This is a genomic window from Microbacterium azadirachtae (assembly GCF_025583665.1).
Classification (GTDB): Bacteria; Actinomycetota; Actinomycetes; order Actinomycetales; family Microbacteriaceae; genus Microbacterium; species Microbacterium azadirachtae.
Map to the genome: position 1 here is coordinate 2799122 of NZ_CP099706.1, position 18327 is coordinate 2817448.

Genomic DNA, 18327 nt, shown 5'->3' on the forward strand with positions numbered 1-18327 from the left:
CGGGAGAGGCGGTATTCCCAGGAACGGCGCCGTCGGGCGCCGTGCTCGCGCGTCAGGGCACAGGGATCGAATCGGTCCCCGGGTGCGTCTCGTCGGCCGACCCGCGACCGGACCGCAGCCGCCGGGCCGCAAGGCCGAGGTCGATGAGGAACACGGCGATCGCCACCCAGACGATCGCGAACCCGATCCACCTCTCGATCGGCATCGGCTCGTGCATCACGAGCACGCCGACGAGGAACTGCATGATCGGGGTGATGAACTGGATCATCCCGATCACGGTCAGCCCGATCCGGCGCGTGCCCGCCGCGAACAGCAGCAGCGGCACAGCGGTGGCGACGCCCGCGAAGGCGAGCAGACCCGCGTGCAGCGGACCGTGCTGCCCCATCGTGATGCCGGTGGTGAGGCCCACGGCGATCAGCTGCACGACCGCGACGGGCAGCAGCCAGAACGACTCCAGAGTGAGGCCGCTGAGCGCGTCGACGGACGGCCCGATCTTCTTCTTGACCAGCCCGTAGATCCCGAAGGAGGCGGTGAGCGAGAGCGCGATCCAGGGGAACGTGCCATGCGCGAACACGATCACGAGCACGGCGACCGTGGCGATGCCGATCGCCACCCACTGCAGCCGGCGCAGCCTCTCCTTCAACACGAAGACGCCCAGCAGCATGGTGCCGATCGGGTTGATGAAGTATCCGAGGCTCGTCTCGACGATCTCGCCGTTCAGCGTCGCGAGGACGAACACCTGCCAGTTGATGTAGATCAGCACGCCGGCGAGCGCGGTGAGGGCCAAAAGCCGCGGTTGGCGGACGACGGCGAGCAGCGGCTTCCATCCTCGGGTGACGGCGAGCAGGATCACGCAGAACACGAGGGACAGGGCGACCCGCCACGCCACGAGCTCCCAGGGTCCGGTGGGGGCGAGCAGCAGGAAGTAGAGCGGCAGCACGCCCCAGAGCAGGTAGGCGCCGATCGCGAAGGCGACGCCGGCGGTCTGGGTGCTGCGGGTCGTGGTCACCGGTCAACCCTATTGCCCGTCCTGCCACCGCCTCCGCGTTCGAACGGATCCGGATCGCCGGGGACGACGAAGGCCCGGATGCGCAGGGGCATCCGGGCCTTCGATACGTCAGTGCGAGCTCAGCGCACCACGACGGCGAGCACGTCGCGCGCCGAGAGCACGAGGTACTCCTCGACGCCGAACTTCACCTCGGTGCCGCCGTACTTGCTGTAGAGCACGCGGTCGCCGACGTTGACGTCGAGCGGCACGCGGTTGCCGTTGTCGTCGATGCGGCCGGGGCCCACGGCCACGACCTCGCCCTCCTGGGGCTTCTCCTTCGCGGTGTCGGGGATGACCAGGCCACTCGCGGTGGTCTGCTCGGCCTCGACCTGCTTGATGACGATGCGGTCCTCGAGCGGCTTGATGGAAACCGACACGGTCTACCTCTTTCTTGACGGTTCAAGACTTCGTTAGCACCCTCAACCCGAGAGTGCTAACGCCAGTCTAGGCGCAACGCTGGCACTCATGCAATCAGAGTGCCAGTCGATGTCCTCTGACCGGCCGTGGTCCCGCAGCCAGGGAGGGCGGGATCCATCCGCTCCGGATCCGACCGCCGCGGGGCCGCGACGTCGATAGCCTGGACCGTGTGGACATGAGCGAACTGCGAACCCTGCTGACGCCCGAGGCTCTGCGGGCGGTCGACGTGCTCGGCGAGGTCGCGTCCACCGACGCCGCGGCGAGCGCGGTGCTGCGGCTGCGGGCGGAGGGGCACTCCCCCGAGTTCGTGAGCGCCGTGGTGGGGCAGGCCCGCCTGCGCACCAAGGCGGCGGCGAAGTTCGGCGAGTTCGCGCAGCGGATGCTGTTCACCCGCGCCGGCCTGGAGCAGGCCACCCGGCTCGGCGTCGCCGCCCGGCACGCGGGCCGCATGCGCGCTGCCGGCGTGACCCGCGTCTCGGATCTCGGCTGCGGTATCGGCGGGGACGCGCTCGCGTTCGCCGGCGCCGGGCTCACGGTGACCGCGGTCGACGCCGACGAGGTCACCGCCGCTCTCGCCGCCTACAACCTCGCCCCGTTCGGATCCGACGCCGAGGTGCGGCACGGGCTCGCGCAGGACCACGCGCCGGAGGGGACGGACACAGGGGCGGGGACCGAGGCGGTGTGGCTGGATCCGGCCCGGCGCACCGCGGGCCACGCCGAGACCCGCCGCGTCTCGGCGGACGACTACTCCCCCTCGCTGGACTGGGCGTTCGCGCTCGCCGGCCGTGTTCCGACCGGCATCAAGCTCGGCCCGGCGCACGACCGCGAGGCGATCCCCGCGGACGTCGAGGCGCAGTGGGTCAGCGCCGACGGCGACGTCGTCGAGCTCGTGCTGTGGTCGGGCAGGCTGGCCCGCGAGGACGTGCGCCGGGCCGCGCTCGTGATCCGGGGCGATCGCGCGTTCGAGCTGACGGCGGCCGCCGACGCCGAGGACGCCGACGTGCGCCCGCTCGGCGCCTACGTGCACGAGCCCGACGGAGCGGTGATCCGCGCCCGCCTCATCGGCGACCTGGCCCGCGGCATCGACGCCGGCATGCTGGATCCGCACATCGCCTATCTCACCTCCGATGCGCCGGCGGAGAGCCCTTTCGCGTCGTCGTTCCGCGTCCGCGAGGTGCTGCCGGTGAATCCGAAGACCATCGCCGCCTCGCTGAAGAAGGCCGGCATCGGGCGACTCGAGATCAAGAAGCGCGGCGTCGATGTGGATCCGGCGGCGTTCCGCAAGAAGCTGAACCTGCGCGGCTCTGGGGAGGCGACCCTCATCCTGGTGCGCATCGGCGACAAGCGTCACGCGATCCTCGCCGACCGCGTCTGATCACCCTGCCGGCGGGCCGAGGACGACGCTATCCGCCCATCTCGTCCGGCGCAGGCGGGCTGGGCGCGCGCTGAGGGAACAGGCCGGAGGCCTGTTCCGTGATCACGATGTACCCCGCCGATGAAACCGGGTTCCACATCTCGATCCGGGCGCGGGGGCGGTCTCCGGAAGCGCGCAGATCGAGGCTCAGCATCGGCTCGTCGTCGCCGGACTGCGGATCCAGGCCGAGCGGCGCCGCGGTCGGATCGGCACAGCTGCTGCGCAGCGCAGGGTCCTCGACGACCAGGCACTGCTCGTTCTGCGTCGTGTAGCCCATCCACACGATCAGCCCTCGCCAGCGGGCCGCGAGGGCCACGTGCGCGAAGCCCTGCTCCCTGCGGATCCGCTCTGCGGCCAGCCCCTCGGCGTCCGTGAGACCGCGGTCGCTCTGCGTGAAGTACTCCATCCTCTGCAGCGCTCCGATCGGCACGCCGTTCGCCGAGATGAGGACGTACCCGGCATAGGTCACCAGCGCGCGGGAGCGGTCCGCGGACACGTTCGTCGGCGCCGAGATCGCCTGCAGCGGCTGGCTCTGCAGTGCGTTCGCCGGCCGGCAGTCGCTCTCCATCGGCCTCGGCGCAGGCGGGGGCGCGACATCGATGATCAGGCAGCGCACCTCGCCGCGCGCGCTCGTCGCCGTCCACAGCAGGGCGTCGCCCTGGCGTGCCAGCAGCAGGAGGGATCCGGGGTCGAATTCGTCGTTGGCGGCGAGCACGGCGTCCCGGCGGGCACCCTCGCCGTCCCTCAGCGCGAGCCCGCCGACCGGCGGACGCGGGATACCCCATCCGATCAGCAGACCGATGAGGAGCAGCGCCGCAGCGGTGCCGACGAGGACGCGCGGGCGCGTCCCGCGAACCGTGGCGAACCGGGCGCGGAACCGGGAGAGGACCGGCCGTCCGCCGTCTCCCTCCGACTCCGGAGCCGGCGGCACCGCGGACGGCAGTTCCGCGTCCTGCCGTTCCGGCTCGGGAAGGGCGGCGACCGCGTCATGCTCGGCGCCCGGGGCCTCTGCCGCGCGCTCGGGGGCCGGAGACGGCAGCGCCGACCGCCGCAGCTCGGACAGGCGCGCGGCCTCGACCTCGCTCAGACCGGACCCGTCCCGTGCGAACGCACGACGCTCGAGTTCGCGGCGCTCGTCCTCGCGGGCCGGATCCGTCATGCGGCTATCCGAGCCAGCCGAACCGGTACGCGGCCCAGAGCAGCCAGCCCGCGCTGTAGAGGGTGGCGAGGATTCCGAGCGCGAGAGCCCAGACCGACATGCTGCGGCTCTCCCCCGGGCGGCGCAGCGACATGATCGCCGCCGCCACCGACACGATCGCGACGGGGATCCCCCAGCCCACGAACAGCGACGCGAACAGCGCCACGATCGCCGACAGCAGCGCCCAGGGCGCCAGCCTCGGCTCGGACGCGGGGTGCGCCGGGAGCTCGGTCCCGTCGGTGGGGTGCCAGTGCTCCTCGTGCACCGTCTCGCCGTCGCGCTCGAGCTCCACAGGATCGGGCGCGGGGGCGTCCAGGAGCGGTCCGCTCTCCACGACCGCAGGGACGGGCGCGGTCGGCAGCCGGGTGTACCGATCCGGATCCTTCCCGCCCGTCTCCGTCATCCTCCGACCCCGGTCCCCGCCGCGACCGCGTCGCGCTCCGCCACCTGGATCTCGGTCACCGGCAGCGTCGAATCCGCTCCGAAAGCGAGCGTGGACGGCTGCCGCCCCGAGGCGATCAGCTCGGCCGCGAGCCCGGCGATCATCGCCCCGTTGTCGGTGCACAGCGACAGCGGCGGGATGCGCACGGTGACGCCGGCCTCGGCCGCGCGGGCGAGTGCGACCTCGCGCAGGCGGCGGTTGGCGATCACGCCTCCGCCGAGCAGCAGCCGCGGCACCCCTCGATCGACGCACGCGGCGAGCGCCTTGGTCACCAGCACGTCGACGACCGCCTCGCGGAAGCTCGCCGCGACGTCGGCGACCGGAATGGGGTTGCCCGCTGCCTGCTCGCGCTCGATCCAGCGCGCGACCGCCGTCTTCAGGCCCGAGAAGGAGAAGTCGTAGCGGTGCTTCTCCAGATCCGAGGCGCGGGAGAGCCCACGCGGGAACCGGATCGCCGCCGGATCGCCGCCCACCGCTGCGCGGTCGATCTCGGGTCCGCCCGGGTAGGGCAGCCCGAGGATGCGGGCGACCTTGTCGAAGGCCTCTCCGGCCGCGTCGTCGACGGTCTCCCCGAGCAGCTCCACGTCGGTCGTGAGATCGCGCACGTGCAGCAGCGACGTGTGTCCGCCCGACACCAGAAGGGCGATCGTCGGGTATTCCAGCGGCACCGAATCGGGCGTCAGGATGTCGGCGGCGATGTGACCGACCAGGTGGTTGACGGCGTACAGCGGCTTGCCGAGCGAGACCGCGAGGCCCTTGGCGGCCCCGATGCCGACCATCAGCGCGCCCGCGAGCCCCGGGCCGCTGGTCACGGCGACCGCGTCGAGATCCTCCAGCCGCACCTGCGCCTCGGCGAGGGCCCGGTCGATCGCGGGCTGCATCTCCTCCAGGTGGGCGCGCGCGGCGACCTCCGGCACCACACCGCCGTAACGGGCGTGCTCATCCATGCTCGAGGCGATCGTGTTGGACAGCAGAGTGCGTCCGCGCACGATGCCGATCCCGGTCTCGTCGCAGCTCGTCTCGATCCCGAGCACGAGGGGTTCAGACATCGGATCCCTCCTCGTTCCCGTTCTCGGCGTTGCCGTTCTCAGTGTTGCCGTTCTCGGTGTTCCCGTTCTCGGGCCGGTTCGGCGTCTCTGCGCCGTCTCCCTCCGATTGTGCCCGATCGGGCGAACCCACCCGGAGAACGGCCGCGTCACGGCCGCGGAGCTCCAGCCGCATCACGATCGCGTCCACGTCATCGGGCTGGTAATAGCCCGCACGGCGGCCGATCTCGACGAACCCCTCGGAGACGTAGAGCCGCTCGGCCACGGGGTTGTCGGCGCGGACCTCGAGGAACACCTCGCGCGCCCCGCGCTCCGCCGCCTCCGCGAGCAGCGCGCGCAGCAGGGCCCTCCCCCGGCCGGATCCGCGGTGGGCCGCGTCGAGCGCGATGGTCTGGATGTCGGCGTCCGCGGATCCGCGCAGGGCGCGCACTCCGCCGTATCCGACGACGAGCTCGCTCTCGCCCGCGGACTCCGCATCGACCAGATAGCGCCCGTGCGGGCTGGCGAGCTCCGCGGCCATCATCTCCGCGCTCCACGCATCGGTCGGGAACGAGCGCCGCTCGATGAGCATGATCGCGTCGAGGTCGCCGGGAGTCGCCGGGCGGATCACGACCCGACCTTCTTCGGCGCCGCGGGCACGCGGGCGTCCGGCGGGCGCAGGTACAGCGGCTCGGATCCGGTCAGCGTGCGACCGGCGGCCACCGCCCGACGCGCCACACGTGCGAGGACGGCGCCGGAGATCTCGGTCACCTCGATGCGGCGCAGCGCCCCGAGCCGGCGGTCCACCTCGGCCTGCGGCACGAGCACCGTGTCGACGACGGCGTGCGGGATGCCGTCGACGTCGATGCCCTCGTAGACCGTCACGGCGGTCTCGCGGCGGCGCGCGTCGGTGAGGATCGCGAAGGGCTCGGCGGGGGCGTCCGACTCGATGACGGCGAGCGCGGCCGCGTGATGGCTGGGCACCGCGATCACGGGCACGCCGCGGCCGAGCGCGAAGGCGCGGGCGGCGGCGATCCCGATCCGCAGCCCTGTGAACGGCCCGGGTCCCATCCCCGCGGCGACGTGGGTGAGGGTCTCGGCGGCGGCCTCGTCGGTCGGCGCCGCGCCCGCGTCGGCGGACGGCGCCGCGGCGAGCACCTGCTCCAGCAGCGCGCCGATCGCCTCGGCATGCCCGAGGTGCCCGGTCTGGGAGACCTCGGCGACAGTGCGACCATCGCGGCCGATCAGGCCGACGGCCGAGCCGAGGGAGGTGTCCACGCCGAGAATCACCCTTCCAGGGTAGTCCGTGCGTGCGCGACGGCCCGGTCGGCCTCGTCCGGAGGGCACCGCGGCTGGATCAGCGCACGGGCACGACCGCCCGCTCCCAGCGGTCCCCGCCGCGGGTCTGCGCGAGGGCGGAGGCCTCGGCGGCGGCCGACGTCAGCGCCTCGAGATCGTAGTCGGCGTCCCGCGCGCCGACCCACCCGATGCTCGCCGACACGCGAAGAGGTGCGCGCGGCCCGGAGTCCTCGATCGTCGACACGCGGGCGAGGAGCGCCCTGAGATACCGCCGCACCTCGTCGTCGGAGCCGGGGAGCAGCGCCAGGGCGCGGCCGTCCGCCGCCCGCTCCACGTCGGCCACGACAGGGAGGGCATCGACCACGTGCTCATGGAACGCCTGCACGATGCTCGCGAACGCCGCCGGGCCGACGGCCTCCTGGACGTCGGCCGGATCGTCCAGCCGGATGTCCAGGAGCGACCACGCCGGATCCTGGTGCTGCCGCGCACGCGCGAGGCGTCCCGCCAGGGCGGCGCGGTCGTCCTGACCGCCCCTGCCGCCGCCGCGCAGCAGAGCCTCGCCCCGGGCCAGCAGCACGATCGTGATCGCCGCGCACTGGCTGGTGAGCATGATGCCGACCCCGTTGATGTCGCGGAGCATACGCAGCTGATCGCCCGGGGCGGCCCCGACGCCGGCGATCCCGGCGGCGACCCCGAACACGGCGACCACGACGAACGCCGAGGAGACCAGGGCGAGCGGCAGCACGACGTCGCGTGCGCTGACCCGCAGCCGGAACAGCTCCCACGCCGACATGCCGGCGAACACGGCCCCCGCGGAGAACACGATGCGGAAGACCACCGGATACGCGTCCGTGGTGGAGGCGACGGTGAGCAGCGCCGGCCCGATCACGATGTACGCGACCGCGGCGGGCCAGAACGCGCGGCGCCCGGCGTAGAAGCGGATTCCGAGCCACAGCAGCGGCTCGAAGCACACGATCAGCCCCGAGGAGAGCGCGCGCAGCGGCGCGCTGTCGAACTGGTTCGCCGCGACCCACACGTAGGTCGCGAGCATGGCGATGCCGAAGCCGACCGACCACGTGATCGTGGCCCGGCTCGGTCGCGGCATGAGCGCGAGCCCGAACACGAGCGCCGCGGACAGCGTGACGACCGCCACCAGCGTCGCCGAGGTGTTGACGGTGATCCCGATGGGAGCAGTGGCGATGTTCATGCGTCGTTCCTCTCTGGGCGCCGGGGCAGCCGCACGCGCATGCGCGTCCCCTCGCCGAGCCGGCTGTGCACGTCGACGGTGCCGCCGTGCGCCGTCACGATGTCTCGCACCGTGACCAGTCCGAGCCCCGTGCCCGGCACGCCTCCATGCGCGGCCTGCTCGCCGCGGAAGTAGGGCTCGAAGAGCCGCTCGACATCGGCGGGAGCCATGCCGGATCCCGTGTCGGCGACGACCAGCTCGGCCAGCGCATCGTCGGCGACGTCGAGCGAGACCACGATGGATCCTCCCGCGGCGGTGTACTTGACGGCGTTGCTGAGGAGGTTGTCGATCACCTGACGCAGCCGGAACGCGTCCCCGTAGATGAGCAGCGCGGAGGCGCCCGTGACGTCGACGCGGATCCGGCCCGCGGTCGCCGTCGGCAGGAACGAGGACACCGAGGCCCGCACGAGGGCGTGCAGGTCGACGGGCTCCGACAGCACGCGGCGTGCGGGGCGGGAGGCGTCCAGGGCCGTCGTCACCAGATCCTGCATGCGCTCGGCCGCGCCGGCGACCACGGTGAGCTGGTCGGCGGCGCGCGCGGGCAGATCGTCGCGCTCCAGCAGCAGATCCACGTGCCCCACGATCGCGGTGAGCGGGTTGCGCAGCTCGTGCGTGAGGATCGCGGACATCAGCCGCCGCTCCTCGGCCGCCGCGAGCGCGGCCGTCACGTCGTCGATCCTGACGAGGGTCACGGCGCCCTGGTCGGCATCGCTCGCCATCGGCCGGGTGCTCACCTCGAGGGCCCGCCACACGCCGTCCGCGTCGTAGAGCCACACCCGCTCCCCGTCGAGCTGCTCACCGCGGCTCGCGCGGGCGAGCACGGTGCGGTGCACCGGGACGGGCTCTCCTTCGCGGTCGTCGTACTCGACGGCGGGCGCCGGCAGGGCGATGCCGTCGGCGTCCACGCCGTAGAGCCGGCGATACGCGTCGTTCATCTTCAGGATCACGCCGTCGTCGCCGAGCGCCACGAGCGCGGTGTCGAGCGCGTCGATGATCTGGGTGACGCGGCGCTCATGCGTCTCCGCGCGCCGGGCGATCCTGTCGATCTGCTCGGACCGCCGCCGCAGGAGCCTGCTGGACGCGCGCGAACGCTTCACGCCGATCCGGATCGTGGTGCCCAGGAAGCCCAGCGCGAAGGCGGTGATGAGCACGCGCAGCACGACGTCGGAGAAGAGCCCCGTCTGGTTCGCGATCGTGAACAGGAAGGCGGTGATCAGTGCGATGCCGCCGAACACGGCGATCATCGAGTAGTACGTGGCGATCCACGTGATCGGGATCACCCACAGGAACCCCAGCCGGATGTCGGGGGCCTGCGTGGTGAGGCCGATCGCGACGATGTCGACCATCGGCACCGCCAGGATCCCGGCAGGAGGGATCCGGTCCCAGGGCAGCACGAGCACGACGATCGTGGCGACGAGGGACAGCAGGAGTCCCGCGGTGAACAGGGGCGTGGCGAAGACGGTCGGTTTGAGGGCCGCGACGAGCACCGCGATCGCCACCGTGGTGCTGACGAAGATGAGCTGCCAGCGCCAGATCGACGCCCTGCGGGACATGCCGATCCTCTCTCTTGCGCGGCGCCGCGCCGACGCCGGATGCGCCGCGCGGACCGGGACCGGAACCCGGCCGCTCAACGCTTCCGCAAGGTTATCCAAAGAACGCCCGAAGGCGGTTCAACCGGGATATCGCGCCGCATAGCATCGCTCGAGACGGACCCCCCTCCGTCGCCGGATCCGCGGCCCGAACGCGGATCCGGCACACCTTTCACTCCCGTGCCGCATCGGATCCGTCACCACCCGCCGAAGGAGAATCGCGATGACCGCTCCTTCCTCCACCCGCCCCGACCGGCCCCGCCGGGGCTGGACGGTGCTGACCGGCCTGCTCGTGGCGCTGACCGTCGCCATCGGGATCGTCGCGGTGCCGTGGTTCCTGCTGCAGGACACGCCCGGATCCTCCGCCGCGGCCGGGCCGCGCTGGTTCGGCGGCTACGTCGACGTCACCGCGGGAGGCGGGACGGCGGCTATGGCGAGCACGACCGCCGCGGACGCCGTCGTGCTCGCGTTCGTGGCGTCGGCGTCGCAGGATGCCTGCCTGCCGAGCTGGGGCGGCGCGTACTCCCTCGCGGAGGCGGGGCAGGCCCTGGATCTGGACGGCCGGATCTCACGGATGCGACAGCACGGTCGCCCCGTGGCCGTCTCGTTCGGCGGTGCCGGGAACATCGAGCTGGCCGGATCCTGCGGCTCGGTCGGCGCTCTCGCAGGCGCCTACGCGGCGGTGCTCGACCGCTACGCCGTGACGACCATGGACCTCGACCTCGGCACCCGCAGCCTCGACGATCCCGTGGCCGGTGAGCGCCGCGCGCAGGCGGTCGCACAGCTGCAGGCGAACCATCGCGCCCGGGGCGCCCGGCTCGCCGTGTGGCTCACGCTCCCCGCGGGGCACGGCGGGCTCAGCACGGACGGCCTGCGCAGCATCCGTCAGATGCTCCAGGCGGGGGTCGAGCTCTCCGGCGTCAATGCGCTCATCGGAGGCGACGACGCCTCGGCGCACGGAGCATCGACGGGCGCCGACGCCGTCACGGCGCTCACGGCCGTGCACGACCAGCTCGGCCGCCTGTACGACGATCTGAACGTGTCGCTCCCCGCCGACGACGCCTGGACGATCATGGGCGCCACTCCGACGATCGGACGCACGGCGGAGCACGGGCCGGTGTTCGCGCTGGACGACGCGGCCACCGTGAACGCGTTCGCCCAGAAGCACGGTCTCGCCCGGCTGTCGATGTGGTCGGCCAACCGCGACCGTGCCTGCGCGGTCGGCGCTCCGGCCGCCGATGCCGCCGCGGGCTCGTGCAGCGGCATCCCGCAGCAGGATGAGGCTTTCGCAGACGTGCTGGGACGCGGGTGGGGAAACGGCGCGGCGGACTCGGGGACCCCGAGTCCGCCCGTCTCCTCGGCGCCTCCGGCCCCGACTCCCGTTCCGAGCCCGGACCCGTAACCGGGATCGGAGCGGAGGCGCCTTCGGGAGGCGCCGCCCCGCCCCGGGACCCTGCCCGGAGGCGGTCGCCGGAATCGACGGGACTCGATCCGGCCGTGGTCCCGGGAGCCGAAGGGGACCGGCTCCCGGGACCGCACAGGGGGCGCGTCTCGGGACGACGCCCCGACGGGGGGCGCGGACGAGGGATCTGCGCCGCATGGGGAGGCGCGGGCGGGGGCCCGCGCCAGGACCGGCGATGCTCGGGATGTCGCCGACGGGGGTGCCGGACCTTCACCCGGCACCCCTCCGAGCACCCGAGGGCACCGGAAGTCCGATCAGTGCTCGACGGTCAGCCTCGGCCGTCAGCCCTCGACGGCATCGTCGTGCGCGGTGAGACGGTAGCCGACGCCCCGCACGGTCTCGATGTAGCGGGGCACGGCAGTGCTGTCGCCGATCTTGCGACGCAGGTTCGCCATGTGCGCCTCGATCGCGCGCTTGTCGGGATCGCCGACGTACGACGCGGATCCGAACGCCTCTCCGCGCAGCACCAGCGCGAGGTCGGACTTGCTGCGCACCCGCCGCTTGGACTCGAGCAGCGTGGCGAGCAGGTCGAACTCGGTGGGCGTCAGATCCACCTCCTGCTGCGCCACCAGCACGGTGTGCGTGTCGAGGTCGAGACTGATGTCGCGGTGCGCGTGCCATCGTCCGGCGGTGCCCGCCGGCGGATGCGCCGCGGCGACGGAGGGATTGCGCGCGGCTGCGCCCTGGGCGACGCCGGAGGGGATGCGCGCCGCGGGCGCCGCGTCGCTCGCGGCGGGGGTCGCACCGGCGGTCGTGGCGGGCGACGGCTCCGGGTTGCGGGGACGGCGCAGCAGCGCCTCGATCCGCGCCCGGAGCTCACGCGGACGGAACGGCTTCACCAGATACTCGTCGGCGCCCGAGGTGAGACCGAGCACCACGTCGGACTCCTCACCGAGGGCGGAGAGCATGATGATGAACGTGCCGCTGACGGCCCGGATCCGTCGTGCGGCCTCGAACCCGTCGATGCCGGGCAGGTTGATGTCGAGCGTGGTGATGACCGGCCGGTTCGCGGCGACCGCGGCGACGCCCTCGAGCCCCGTGCCCGCCAGCACCGTGCGGAAGCCGGCGGAGCGGAAGACCTCGTCCAGCAAGGAGCGGACGTCCGGATCGTCCTCGATGATCACGGCGGTCTTCGTGGCGTCTTCGGTCATGATCTTCCCTGCAGCTCCGGTCGTGAGCATCATATCGGCATGCCGGTGGCACGCCGATCTCGCTCAGCGGCCGGCGCGGGCGATCGTGACGATGCGGGGCGCGTCGGCGTCGAGGTCCTCCGCGGCGAGGTCGTCGGAGGTCGCCCCGATCGGGCGCTCCAGCTCGATGTCCCACCAGCTGTCGGCGAGCTCCTCGGCCATGCCGCGTCCCCACTCCACCACCACCACGGATCCGGGCACGTCCACGTCGAGATCGTCGAGCTCCGCCGCGGATCCGAGCCGGTACGCGTCCATGTGCACGAGCGGCGCACCGCCGATGAGGGACGGATGCGTGCGCGCGATCACGAAGGTGGGACTCTGCACGGGGCCTCGCACGCCGAGCCCTGCGGCCAGCCCGCGGGTGAACGTGGTCTTGCCCGCGCCCAGGGGCCCGGTGAGGATCAGGACGTCGCCCGCGACGAGGTCGGATCCGATCCGTCGTCCGAGCTCCTCCATCGCCTCCGCCGTGCGGATCTCGTGCCGTCCGGCCAGCTCGTCCAGGGCGGTCACGAGACGCTCCGGCGCGGCACGCGCGGCCCGATCCGCGTCACGATCTCGTAGTCGATGGTGTCGGCCGCGTCGGCCCAGTCCCTGGCCGAGGGCACCCCGAGCGTCGGGTCGCCGAACAGCACGACCTCGTCGCCGACCGCGACCGGGTCATCGCCCACGTCGACGAGGAACTGATCCATCGCGATGCGCCCGGCGACCGAGTAGCGCCGGCCTCCGATCTGCACCGGTCCGCGCCCCGACGCCTGGCGCGGCACGCCGTCCGCGTAGCCCAGCGGCACCAGCGCGAGCGTCGTCTCCGCCGCCGTGCGGTGCGTGTAGCCGTAGGAGACGCCGGTGCCCGCCGGCACCCGCCGCACGGCGGCCACCGCCGCGCGCAGGGTCATCGCGGGACGCAGGCCGAGATCGCTCGGCGAGCGGTCGTCGAAGGGGCTGACGCCGTACAGGCCGATGCCGATGCGCACCGCGTCGAGGCGGGTCTCCGGCAGATCGATCGCCGCAGCGGTGGCGGCGAGATGACGAAGCTCCGGGCGGATCCCGTTCGCCTCGGCCTCGGCGCACGCGGCGTCGAAGGCGGCGAGGGCTGCGCGGTCGTCCTCGGGCGAGGTGTTGGAGACGTGGCTGAACAGGCCGACGATGCGGATCCGCCCGATGCGCTCCAGGCGCGCCGCCTCCGCGAGCAGCCGGCCGCGATCGGCCGGGGCGATGCCGTTGCGGCTCAGCCCCGTCTCGAACTTCAGGTGCACGCAGACCGGATCCGCGCCGCGTCCTGCCTCGGAGGCGGCGATCAGCTGCTCGAACGACGAGACGCCCAGCTCGATGCCGGCCTCGGCGGCGTCGTCGAACCGGCGCCCCGGCGCGTGCAGCCAGGCCAGGACCGGGGCGTTCACGCCGTCGCGCCGCAGCTGCAGCCCTTCCTCCACCGTGGCGACCCCGAGCCGGGTCGCTCCGCCGGCGAGCGCGGCGACCGCGGCCGCCGCGGCGCCGTGCCCGTATGCGTTCGCCTTCACGATGCCGATCACCTCGACGCCGGTGAGCCGGCGCAGGTGCCGGGTGTTGTCGCTGATCGCATCGAGGTCGATCGTCGCCTCGCGGAACGGCGCGGTCATGCGCGCTCCTCCGCGACGGCCCCCGCCGTCGTGGCTGCGGCCCCCTCGGCCACGACGTACGCGGCGGCCAGACCCGCGTCGTGGGTGAGCGAGAGGTGCAGCGTGGTGATGCCGCGCTCCGCGACCGCCTCGGCGGTGCTGCCGCTCAGCAGGAAGTAGGGCCGGCCGGAGGGTTCCGAGGCGATCTCGATCTCGGTCCAGTGCACTCCGTCGGATCCGCCGAGGGCCTTGATGAGCGCCTCCTTGGCGGCGTACCGCGCAGCCAAGGACGCCAGTCGGAGCGTCTGCTCCGACGGGGCGAACAGCCGCTGCATCAGCCGGGGCGTGCGGGCGACGGTCCGCTCGAACCGCGGGATGTCCACGAGGTCGATGCCGGTGCCGATGATCACCGATTCAGACTACCGGGCGGGATCCGCGCGTCCGGATCCCGCTCGGTGGCCACCTCGATGCGCGTGGACCTGCCGGGTGCGCCCCGGGTCACTCCACGGTGACGGACTTGGCGAGGTTGCGCGGCTGGTCGACGTCGAGACCCTTCGCCGTGGCGAGCGCCATCGCGAAGATCTGCAGCGGCACCACCGCGAGGATCGGCTCGAACAGGGCCCCGGCGAGCGGGATCCGGATGACCTCGTCGGCGAACGGCAGCACGGCCGCGTCGCCCTCCTCGGCGATGACGATCACGCGGGCGCCGCGGGCGCGGATCTCCTGGATGTTCGACACGACCTTCGCGTGCAGCAGCGCGGAGTGGCGCGGCGACGGCAGGAGCACGAACACGGGCTGACCGGGCTCGATCAGCGCGATCGGGCCGTGCTTCAGCTCGCCCGCGGCGAAGCCCTCGGCGTGGATGTAGGAGATCTCCTTGAGCTTGAGCGCGCCCTCGAGCGCGATCGGGTAGCCGACGTGGCGGCCGAGGAAGAGCACCGAGCGGGTGTCCGCCATCCAGCCCGCGAGCTGCGTGACGTGCACCTGCTCGTCGGCGAGAACCTTCGCGATCTTCGCGGGCAGCGCCTCCAGGTCCGCGACCGCGGCGGCGGCGTCGGCGGCGGAGACCGTCCCGCGCACGCGTCCCGCATGCAGGCCGAGCAGCAGCAGCGCCGTGATCTGCGCGACGAACGCCTTGGTCGAAGCCACCGCGACTTCGGGGCCGGCGTGGGTGTAGACGACCGCATCCGACTCGCGCGGGATGGTCGCGCCCTGCGTGTTGCAGATCGACAGGGTGCGCGCTCCGCGCTCGCGGGCGTACTTGACCGCCATGAGCGTGTCCATGGTCTCGCCGGACTGGCTGATCGAGACGACGAGCGTGTTCTCGCCGATCACCGGATCCCGGTAGCGGAACTCGTGCGCGAGCTCGACGTCCACGGGCACGCGCGCCCACTGCTCGAGCGCGTACTTGCCGACCATGCCCGCGTACGACGCGGTGCCGCACGCGGTGATGATGATGCGGTCGATGCCGCGGAACAGCTCGTCGGATCCGTCGAGCTCGGGGATGACGACCGCGCCGTCCTGCACCCGGCCGCGGATGGTGTTGGCGACGGCGTCGGGCTCCTCGGCGACCTCCTTGGCCATGAAGCTCGGCCAGCCGCCCTTCTCGGCGGACGCCGCATCCCAGGACACGTCGAACGGCTCGGGCGTGACCGGGTTGCCGGCGAAGTCGGTCACGGTCACCGCGGCGGGAGTGATCGCGACGATCTCGTCCTGACCGATCGCGAGCGCACGGCGCGTGTGGTCGACGAACGCGGCGACATCGGATCCGAGGAAGTTCTCCCCCTCGCCCAGGCCGATGACCAGAGGCGAGTTGCGGCGGGCGGCCACGACCAGACCCGGCTCGTCCTTGTGCACCGCCAGCAGGGTGAAGGCGCCCTCGAGGCGGTTGACGACGGCGCGGAACGCCTCCTGCAGGTCGCCGGTGCGACGGTACTCGCGCCCGATGAGCGCGGCCGCCACCTCGGTGTCGGTCTCGCTGCGGAAGCCGACGCCGTCGGCCTCGAGCTCCGCCTTGAGCACGGCGAAGTTCTCGATGATGCCGTTGTGGATCAGCGCGAGCCGGTCGTCGTCCGCGAGGTGCGGGTGCGCGTTCGCGTCGGTGGGCCCGCCGTGCGTGGCCCAGCGGGTGTGCCCGATGCCGGTCGTGCCGTCCGGCAGCGCGGCGTCTTCCAGGGAGTCCCGCAGCACCTGCAGCTTGCCGGCCTTCTTGCGCATCCCGAGGGATCCGTTGTCATCGATGACCGCGATGCCGGCCGAGTCGTACCCTCGGTACTCCAGGCGGGCGAGCCCGGCGAGCAGGATGTCCTGGCTGGGGCGCGGCCCCACGTATCCGACGATTCCACACATGGTTTCAGGGTACGGCGGGAGTTTTGCGCAGGTTCCGAACGAAATCAGACGCCGGCCCTGTCCCAGCTCGCACCGAAGTTCGCGGGCCTACCCTGACGCAATGGGGACCGAGAAGGTGCTCTGCGTCGACGGTTTGGGGCCGCACGCATGAGCCGCAGGAATCGTCGTAGCGTCGACCGCGAATACCGCACGCCCTGGCTGCTCAAGGAGCTCTCCGGCGCACCCGTATGGGCGATGATCGCGTTCGGCGTCATCGTCACCGGGATTGCGACCTTCGCGTTACTGCATCGCTAGAGCCGAGGCGCCTCCCGGGCGCGCGGTCCGGCGCACGACACGAGGTGACGGCAGCCCGGACAGAGCGAACGCGCGGCGCATCCCGGCCGCGTCTGCGAAGCCCGCGTGCTCGGCGATCTCCGCGAGGCCGAGCGGCGCATAGTCCGTGTCGCTCATGAGTTCACGCGCCAGCTCGACGCGCGCTCGGCGGAGCTCATCCGCCGGCGAGCTGCCCTCGGCGGCGAACATCCGCTGCAGCTGACGCACCGACAGATGCATGTCACGGGCAAGGCCCGTGACATCGAAGTCGCGCTCACCACGGCGGACGAGCATGAGCGAGCGGGCCCGATCGATGCCGGACGCCTTGCGTCCCTCGACGATCCCCCGCGGCGCCGCTTCCACGAGCACGCTGAACACCATCTCGGCGATCAGCCGCTCCACGAGGTAGTCGGTGTACACCGTCGGATCCGAATGCTGGGTCAGCAACGAGCTCAGGAACGCATGCAGGCCACGGCCGAGCGTGCTCGGCGGAATCACCTCCCTCGGCGCACGCACACCGGACTCGATCTCGGCCAGCGCGCCCCAGGGCACCCACGCGCACATGACGCTCCCGGCTGCGACGGCGGTCACGGTGACGGTGCGGTGCGGGTGCAGAAAGCACAGCGTTGCCGCCGGCGCCTCCACCGCCACACCCTCGCCCCCGAGGACCCGGAGCGGGCCGGTCGCGATGAGGATCCCGGCGATGGCGTCGCTCTCGCCGGCCTGGGCCGCCCAATGCCACTCCGCCCCCTTCTCGAGTGCGTGCTGAGTGGCCAAGACGCCTCGGTAGCGTCGCGCCACGAGCGGATTCTGGCGCCCCGATCCGAGCTGGCGCATCACCGCGCCGACGTCGATTGCGATCCCCATATCGCGACCTCCCCGTAGGTCTCGCGGGTGCGACTCCCCAGTCGCAAGCGCCCGCGTGAGCGTCATTGTACGCGCCAAAACACGTCATGCGAACCATCGGTTTCGCGACACGCCGCACTGCGGGGGCAGGGGAACCTCGGGATCGGCTAGATGACCGGTCCGGAGTGGGCGTGCGCCGGAGTGCCCTTCACGTCGCCCGCGCACGGCGGCAGCTTTCCCAGGGGCGCCGTCACCGAGCCGGTGCGCGCGACGCCGGCATCGGAGTAGGCGAACGAGAGCGTCGCCGTGCCGTTGGCCGAGTCGGCGAAGAGCCCCGCGTCGACGTAGAGGGCGATGTTCTTCTTCGGGGGCACCGTGTACGACGATGTCAGCCGGCCGCCCGCCGAGAACTTCGCCTCCCTTGCCTGTCCGTTGACGAGGAAGCTCCCGAGCACGATCGTGAGGGGCGCCGCCGTCGTGTTCTCGAACGAGAACGTGCCGTGGTAGTACTTCGGGTTCCCGGGATGCTTGCAGAACGACCCCGCCTGATACGACGGGACGAGCGGCGTCCGGCCCCCGGTCCCCGGCGTGCTCGCGCCGCCGCCCGGAACGCCGGTGGTGGAGGCGCTCGCCAGCGGCGCCGCCACGGCCATCGCGATCACCGGCAGGCTCCACGCCGCCCCGCGCACCACGGTGCGGCGGGAGAGACCACGCTGCTCCCCCGCCTGCGCAGTGCTGTTGTTGCTGTTCCCGGACATGCATGCCTCCCCGGAAATCGGTCGCTGTCGCTCTCCGCGCCGGGCTCCCCCTGCCCGGCGCGCAAGATCCCGACTCTGCCGAAGGACGGCGCGAAGGAGCCGTCAGGGTGTCGCGAAATTCACGAAGGAGGGCGCGA

At 72.5% G+C, this 18327-nt stretch carries 18 protein-coding genes and 1 pseudogene; 3 read left to right on the forward strand and 16 right to left on the reverse strand.

What is annotated here, in order from left to right:
• Positions 1-52 precede the first annotated feature (52 nt).
• On the reverse strand, positions 53-1009 hold the full coding sequence (gene rarD, locus NFX31_RS13270) for an EamA family transporter RarD (protein ID WP_045250570.1): 957 nt from the start codon (positions 1007-1009) through the stop codon (positions 53-55).
• A 119-nt stretch (positions 1010-1128) separates the two neighbouring features.
• A complete protein-coding gene (groES, locus tag NFX31_RS13275; RefSeq protein WP_045250571.1) occupies positions 1129-1425 on the reverse strand; it encodes a co-chaperone GroES in 297 nt (98 codons plus the stop codon).
• A gap of 209 nt (positions 1426-1634) precedes the next feature.
• On the opposite strand from groES, the gene NFX31_RS13280 reads away from it, so the two are divergent.
• Positions 1635-2840 (forward strand): class I SAM-dependent methyltransferase, encoded by a 1206-nt coding sequence (locus NFX31_RS13280; RefSeq protein ID WP_262955942.1) that lies wholly within the window; start codon positions 1635-1637, stop codon positions 2838-2840.
• Between the two features lie 28 nt (positions 2841-2868).
• Here the strand turns inward: NFX31_RS13280 and NFX31_RS13285 are convergent, their stop codons facing one another.
• From NFX31_RS13285 to NFX31_RS13315, 7 genes and pseudogenes are all read right to left on the reverse strand, one after another.
• Positions 2869-4038 carry a hypothetical protein gene (locus tag NFX31_RS13285; protein ID WP_045250573.1) on the reverse strand — a complete coding sequence of 390 codons (1170 nt, stop codon included), beginning with the start codon at positions 4036-4038 and terminating at the stop codon, positions 2869-2871.
• Positions 4039-4042: 4 nt separating this feature from the next.
• The gene (locus NFX31_RS13290) at positions 4043-4480 is read right to left on the reverse strand and encodes a hypothetical protein (RefSeq protein WP_052674304.1); all 438 of its coding nucleotides are present in this window, start codon (positions 4478-4480) and stop codon (positions 4043-4045) included.
• Positions 4477-5568, reverse strand: a complete 1092-nt coding sequence (tsaD, locus tag NFX31_RS13295) for a tRNA (adenosine(37)-N6)-threonylcarbamoyltransferase complex transferase subunit TsaD (protein ID WP_262955943.1) — start codon at positions 5566-5568, stop codon at positions 4477-4479. The genes NFX31_RS13290 and tsaD overlap by 4 nt, the downstream gene beginning before the upstream one ends.
• A 157-nt stretch (positions 5569-5725) precedes the next feature.
• Positions 5726-6136: pseudogene (rimI, locus tag NFX31_RS13300) on the reverse strand (ribosomal protein S18-alanine N-acetyltransferase); the annotation flags it as partial.
• Positions 6137-6171: 35 nt separating this feature from the next.
• Positions 6172-6834 carry a tRNA (adenosine(37)-N6)-threonylcarbamoyltransferase complex dimerization subunit type 1 TsaB gene (tsaB, locus tag NFX31_RS13305; protein ID WP_262955944.1) on the reverse strand — a complete coding sequence of 221 codons (663 nt, stop codon included), beginning with the start codon at positions 6832-6834 and terminating at the stop codon, positions 6172-6174.
• A gap of 67 nt (positions 6835-6901) precedes the next feature.
• Positions 6902-8050, reverse strand: a complete 1149-nt coding sequence (locus NFX31_RS13310; protein WP_052674305.1) for a hypothetical protein — start codon at positions 8048-8050, stop codon at positions 6902-6904.
• Entirely contained in the window at positions 8047-9642 is a 1596-nt protein-coding gene (locus NFX31_RS13315; protein ID WP_091479499.1) for a sensor histidine kinase, read from the reverse strand. The genes NFX31_RS13310 and NFX31_RS13315 overlap by 4 nt, the downstream gene beginning before the upstream one ends.
• A 259-nt stretch (positions 9643-9901) precedes the next feature.
• Here NFX31_RS13315 and NFX31_RS13320 point away from each other — a divergent pair, with 259 nt between their 5' ends.
• Positions 9902-11080: a glycoside hydrolase family 18 protein gene (locus tag NFX31_RS13320; protein ID WP_045250604.1), complete on the forward strand. Its 1179-nt coding sequence runs from the start codon at positions 9902-9904 to the stop codon at positions 11078-11080.
• Positions 11081-11421: 341 nt separating this feature from the next.
• Here the strand turns inward: NFX31_RS13320 and NFX31_RS13325 are convergent, their stop codons facing one another.
• The 5 genes from NFX31_RS13325 to glmS form a co-directional block, all read right to left on the reverse strand.
• Complete coding sequence (locus NFX31_RS13325; protein ID WP_091479644.1) at positions 11422-12291, reverse strand: response regulator transcription factor; 870 nt, start codon at positions 12289-12291, stop codon at positions 11422-11424.
• 63 nt (positions 12292-12354) lie between these two features.
• A complete protein-coding gene (tsaE, locus tag NFX31_RS13330) occupies positions 12355-12786 on the reverse strand; it encodes a tRNA (adenosine(37)-N6)-threonylcarbamoyltransferase complex ATPase subunit type 1 TsaE (protein ID WP_175491286.1) in 432 nt (143 codons plus the stop codon).
• A gap of 50 nt (positions 12787-12836) precedes the next feature.
• Positions 12837-13946 carry an alanine racemase gene (alr, locus tag NFX31_RS13335; RefSeq protein ID WP_262955945.1) on the reverse strand — a complete coding sequence of 370 codons (1110 nt, stop codon included), beginning with the start codon at positions 13944-13946 and terminating at the stop codon, positions 12837-12839.
• On the reverse strand, positions 13943-14335 hold the full coding sequence (locus tag NFX31_RS13340) for a holo-ACP synthase (protein WP_091479509.1): 393 nt from the start codon (positions 14333-14335) through the stop codon (positions 13943-13945). The genes alr and NFX31_RS13340 overlap by 4 nt, the downstream gene beginning before the upstream one ends.
• 88 nt (positions 14336-14423) lie before the next feature.
• Entirely contained in the window at positions 14424-16274 is a 1851-nt protein-coding gene (gene glmS, locus NFX31_RS13345; RefSeq protein WP_262955946.1) for a glutamine--fructose-6-phosphate transaminase (isomerizing), read from the reverse strand.
• Between the two features lie 147 nt (positions 16275-16421).
• Between glmS and NFX31_RS13350 the strand changes: the two genes are divergently transcribed.
• On the forward strand, positions 16422-16568 hold the full coding sequence (locus NFX31_RS13350; protein ID WP_262955947.1) for a hypothetical protein: 147 nt from the start codon (positions 16422-16424) through the stop codon (positions 16566-16568).
• Here NFX31_RS13350 and NFX31_RS13355 read toward each other — a convergent pair.
• Together NFX31_RS13355 and NFX31_RS13360 are read right to left on the reverse strand one after the other, a co-directional pair.
• On the reverse strand, positions 16554-17453 hold the full coding sequence (locus NFX31_RS13355; RefSeq protein ID WP_262955948.1) for an AraC family transcriptional regulator: 900 nt from the start codon (positions 17451-17453) through the stop codon (positions 16554-16556). The genes NFX31_RS13350 and NFX31_RS13355 overlap by 15 nt on opposite strands.
• Before the next feature lie 146 nt (positions 17454-17599).
• The gene (locus NFX31_RS13360; protein WP_262955949.1) at positions 17600-18190 is read right to left on the reverse strand and encodes a hypothetical protein; all 591 of its coding nucleotides are present in this window, start codon (positions 18188-18190) and stop codon (positions 17600-17602) included.
• Positions 18191-18327: the final 137 nt, after the last annotated feature.

Coding starts and splice junctions, on each gene's coding strand:
- NFX31_RS13285 (WP_045250573.1), bottom strand. CDS start 4,038: ATGACGGATCCGGCCCGCGAGGACGAGCGCCGCGAACTCGAGCGTCGT.
- NFX31_RS13290 (WP_052674304.1), bottom strand. CDS start 4,480: ATGACGGAGACGGGCGGGAAGGATCCGGATCGGTACACCCGGCTGCCG.
- tsaD (WP_262955943.1), bottom strand. CDS start 5,568: ATGTCTGAACCCCTCGTGCTCGGGATCGAGACGAGCTGCGACGAGACC.
- NFX31_RS13310 (WP_052674305.1), bottom strand. CDS start 8,050: ATGAACATCGCCACTGCTCCCATCGGGATCACCGTCAACACCTCGGCG.
- NFX31_RS13315 (WP_091479499.1), bottom strand. CDS start 9,642: ATGTCCCGCAGGGCGTCGATCTGGCGCTGGCAGCTCATCTTCGTCAGC.
- NFX31_RS13320 (WP_045250604.1), top strand. CDS start 9,902: ATGACCGCTCCTTCCTCCACCCGCCCCGACCGGCCCCGCCGGGGCTGG.
- NFX31_RS13325 (WP_091479644.1), bottom strand. CDS start 12,291: ATGACCGAAGACGCCACGAAGACCGCCGTGATCATCGAGGACGATCCG.
- tsaE (WP_175491286.1), bottom strand. CDS start 12,786: ATGGAGGAGCTCGGACGACGGATCGGATCCGACCTCGTCGCGGGCGAC.
- alr (WP_262955945.1), bottom strand. CDS start 13,946: ATGACCGCGCCGTTCCGCGAGGCGACGATCGACCTCGATGCGATCAGC.
- glmS (WP_262955946.1), bottom strand. CDS start 16,274: ATGTGTGGAATCGTCGGATACGTGGGGCCGCGCCCCAGCCAGGACATC.
- NFX31_RS13350 (WP_262955947.1), top strand. CDS start 16,422: ATGAGCCGCAGGAATCGTCGTAGCGTCGACCGCGAATACCGCACGCCC.
- NFX31_RS13355 (WP_262955948.1), bottom strand. CDS start 17,453: ATGGGGATCGCAATCGACGTCGGCGCGGTGATGCGCCAGCTCGGATCG.
- NFX31_RS13360 (WP_262955949.1), bottom strand. CDS start 18,190: ATGTCCGGGAACAGCAACAACAGCACTGCGCAGGCGGGGGAGCAGCGT.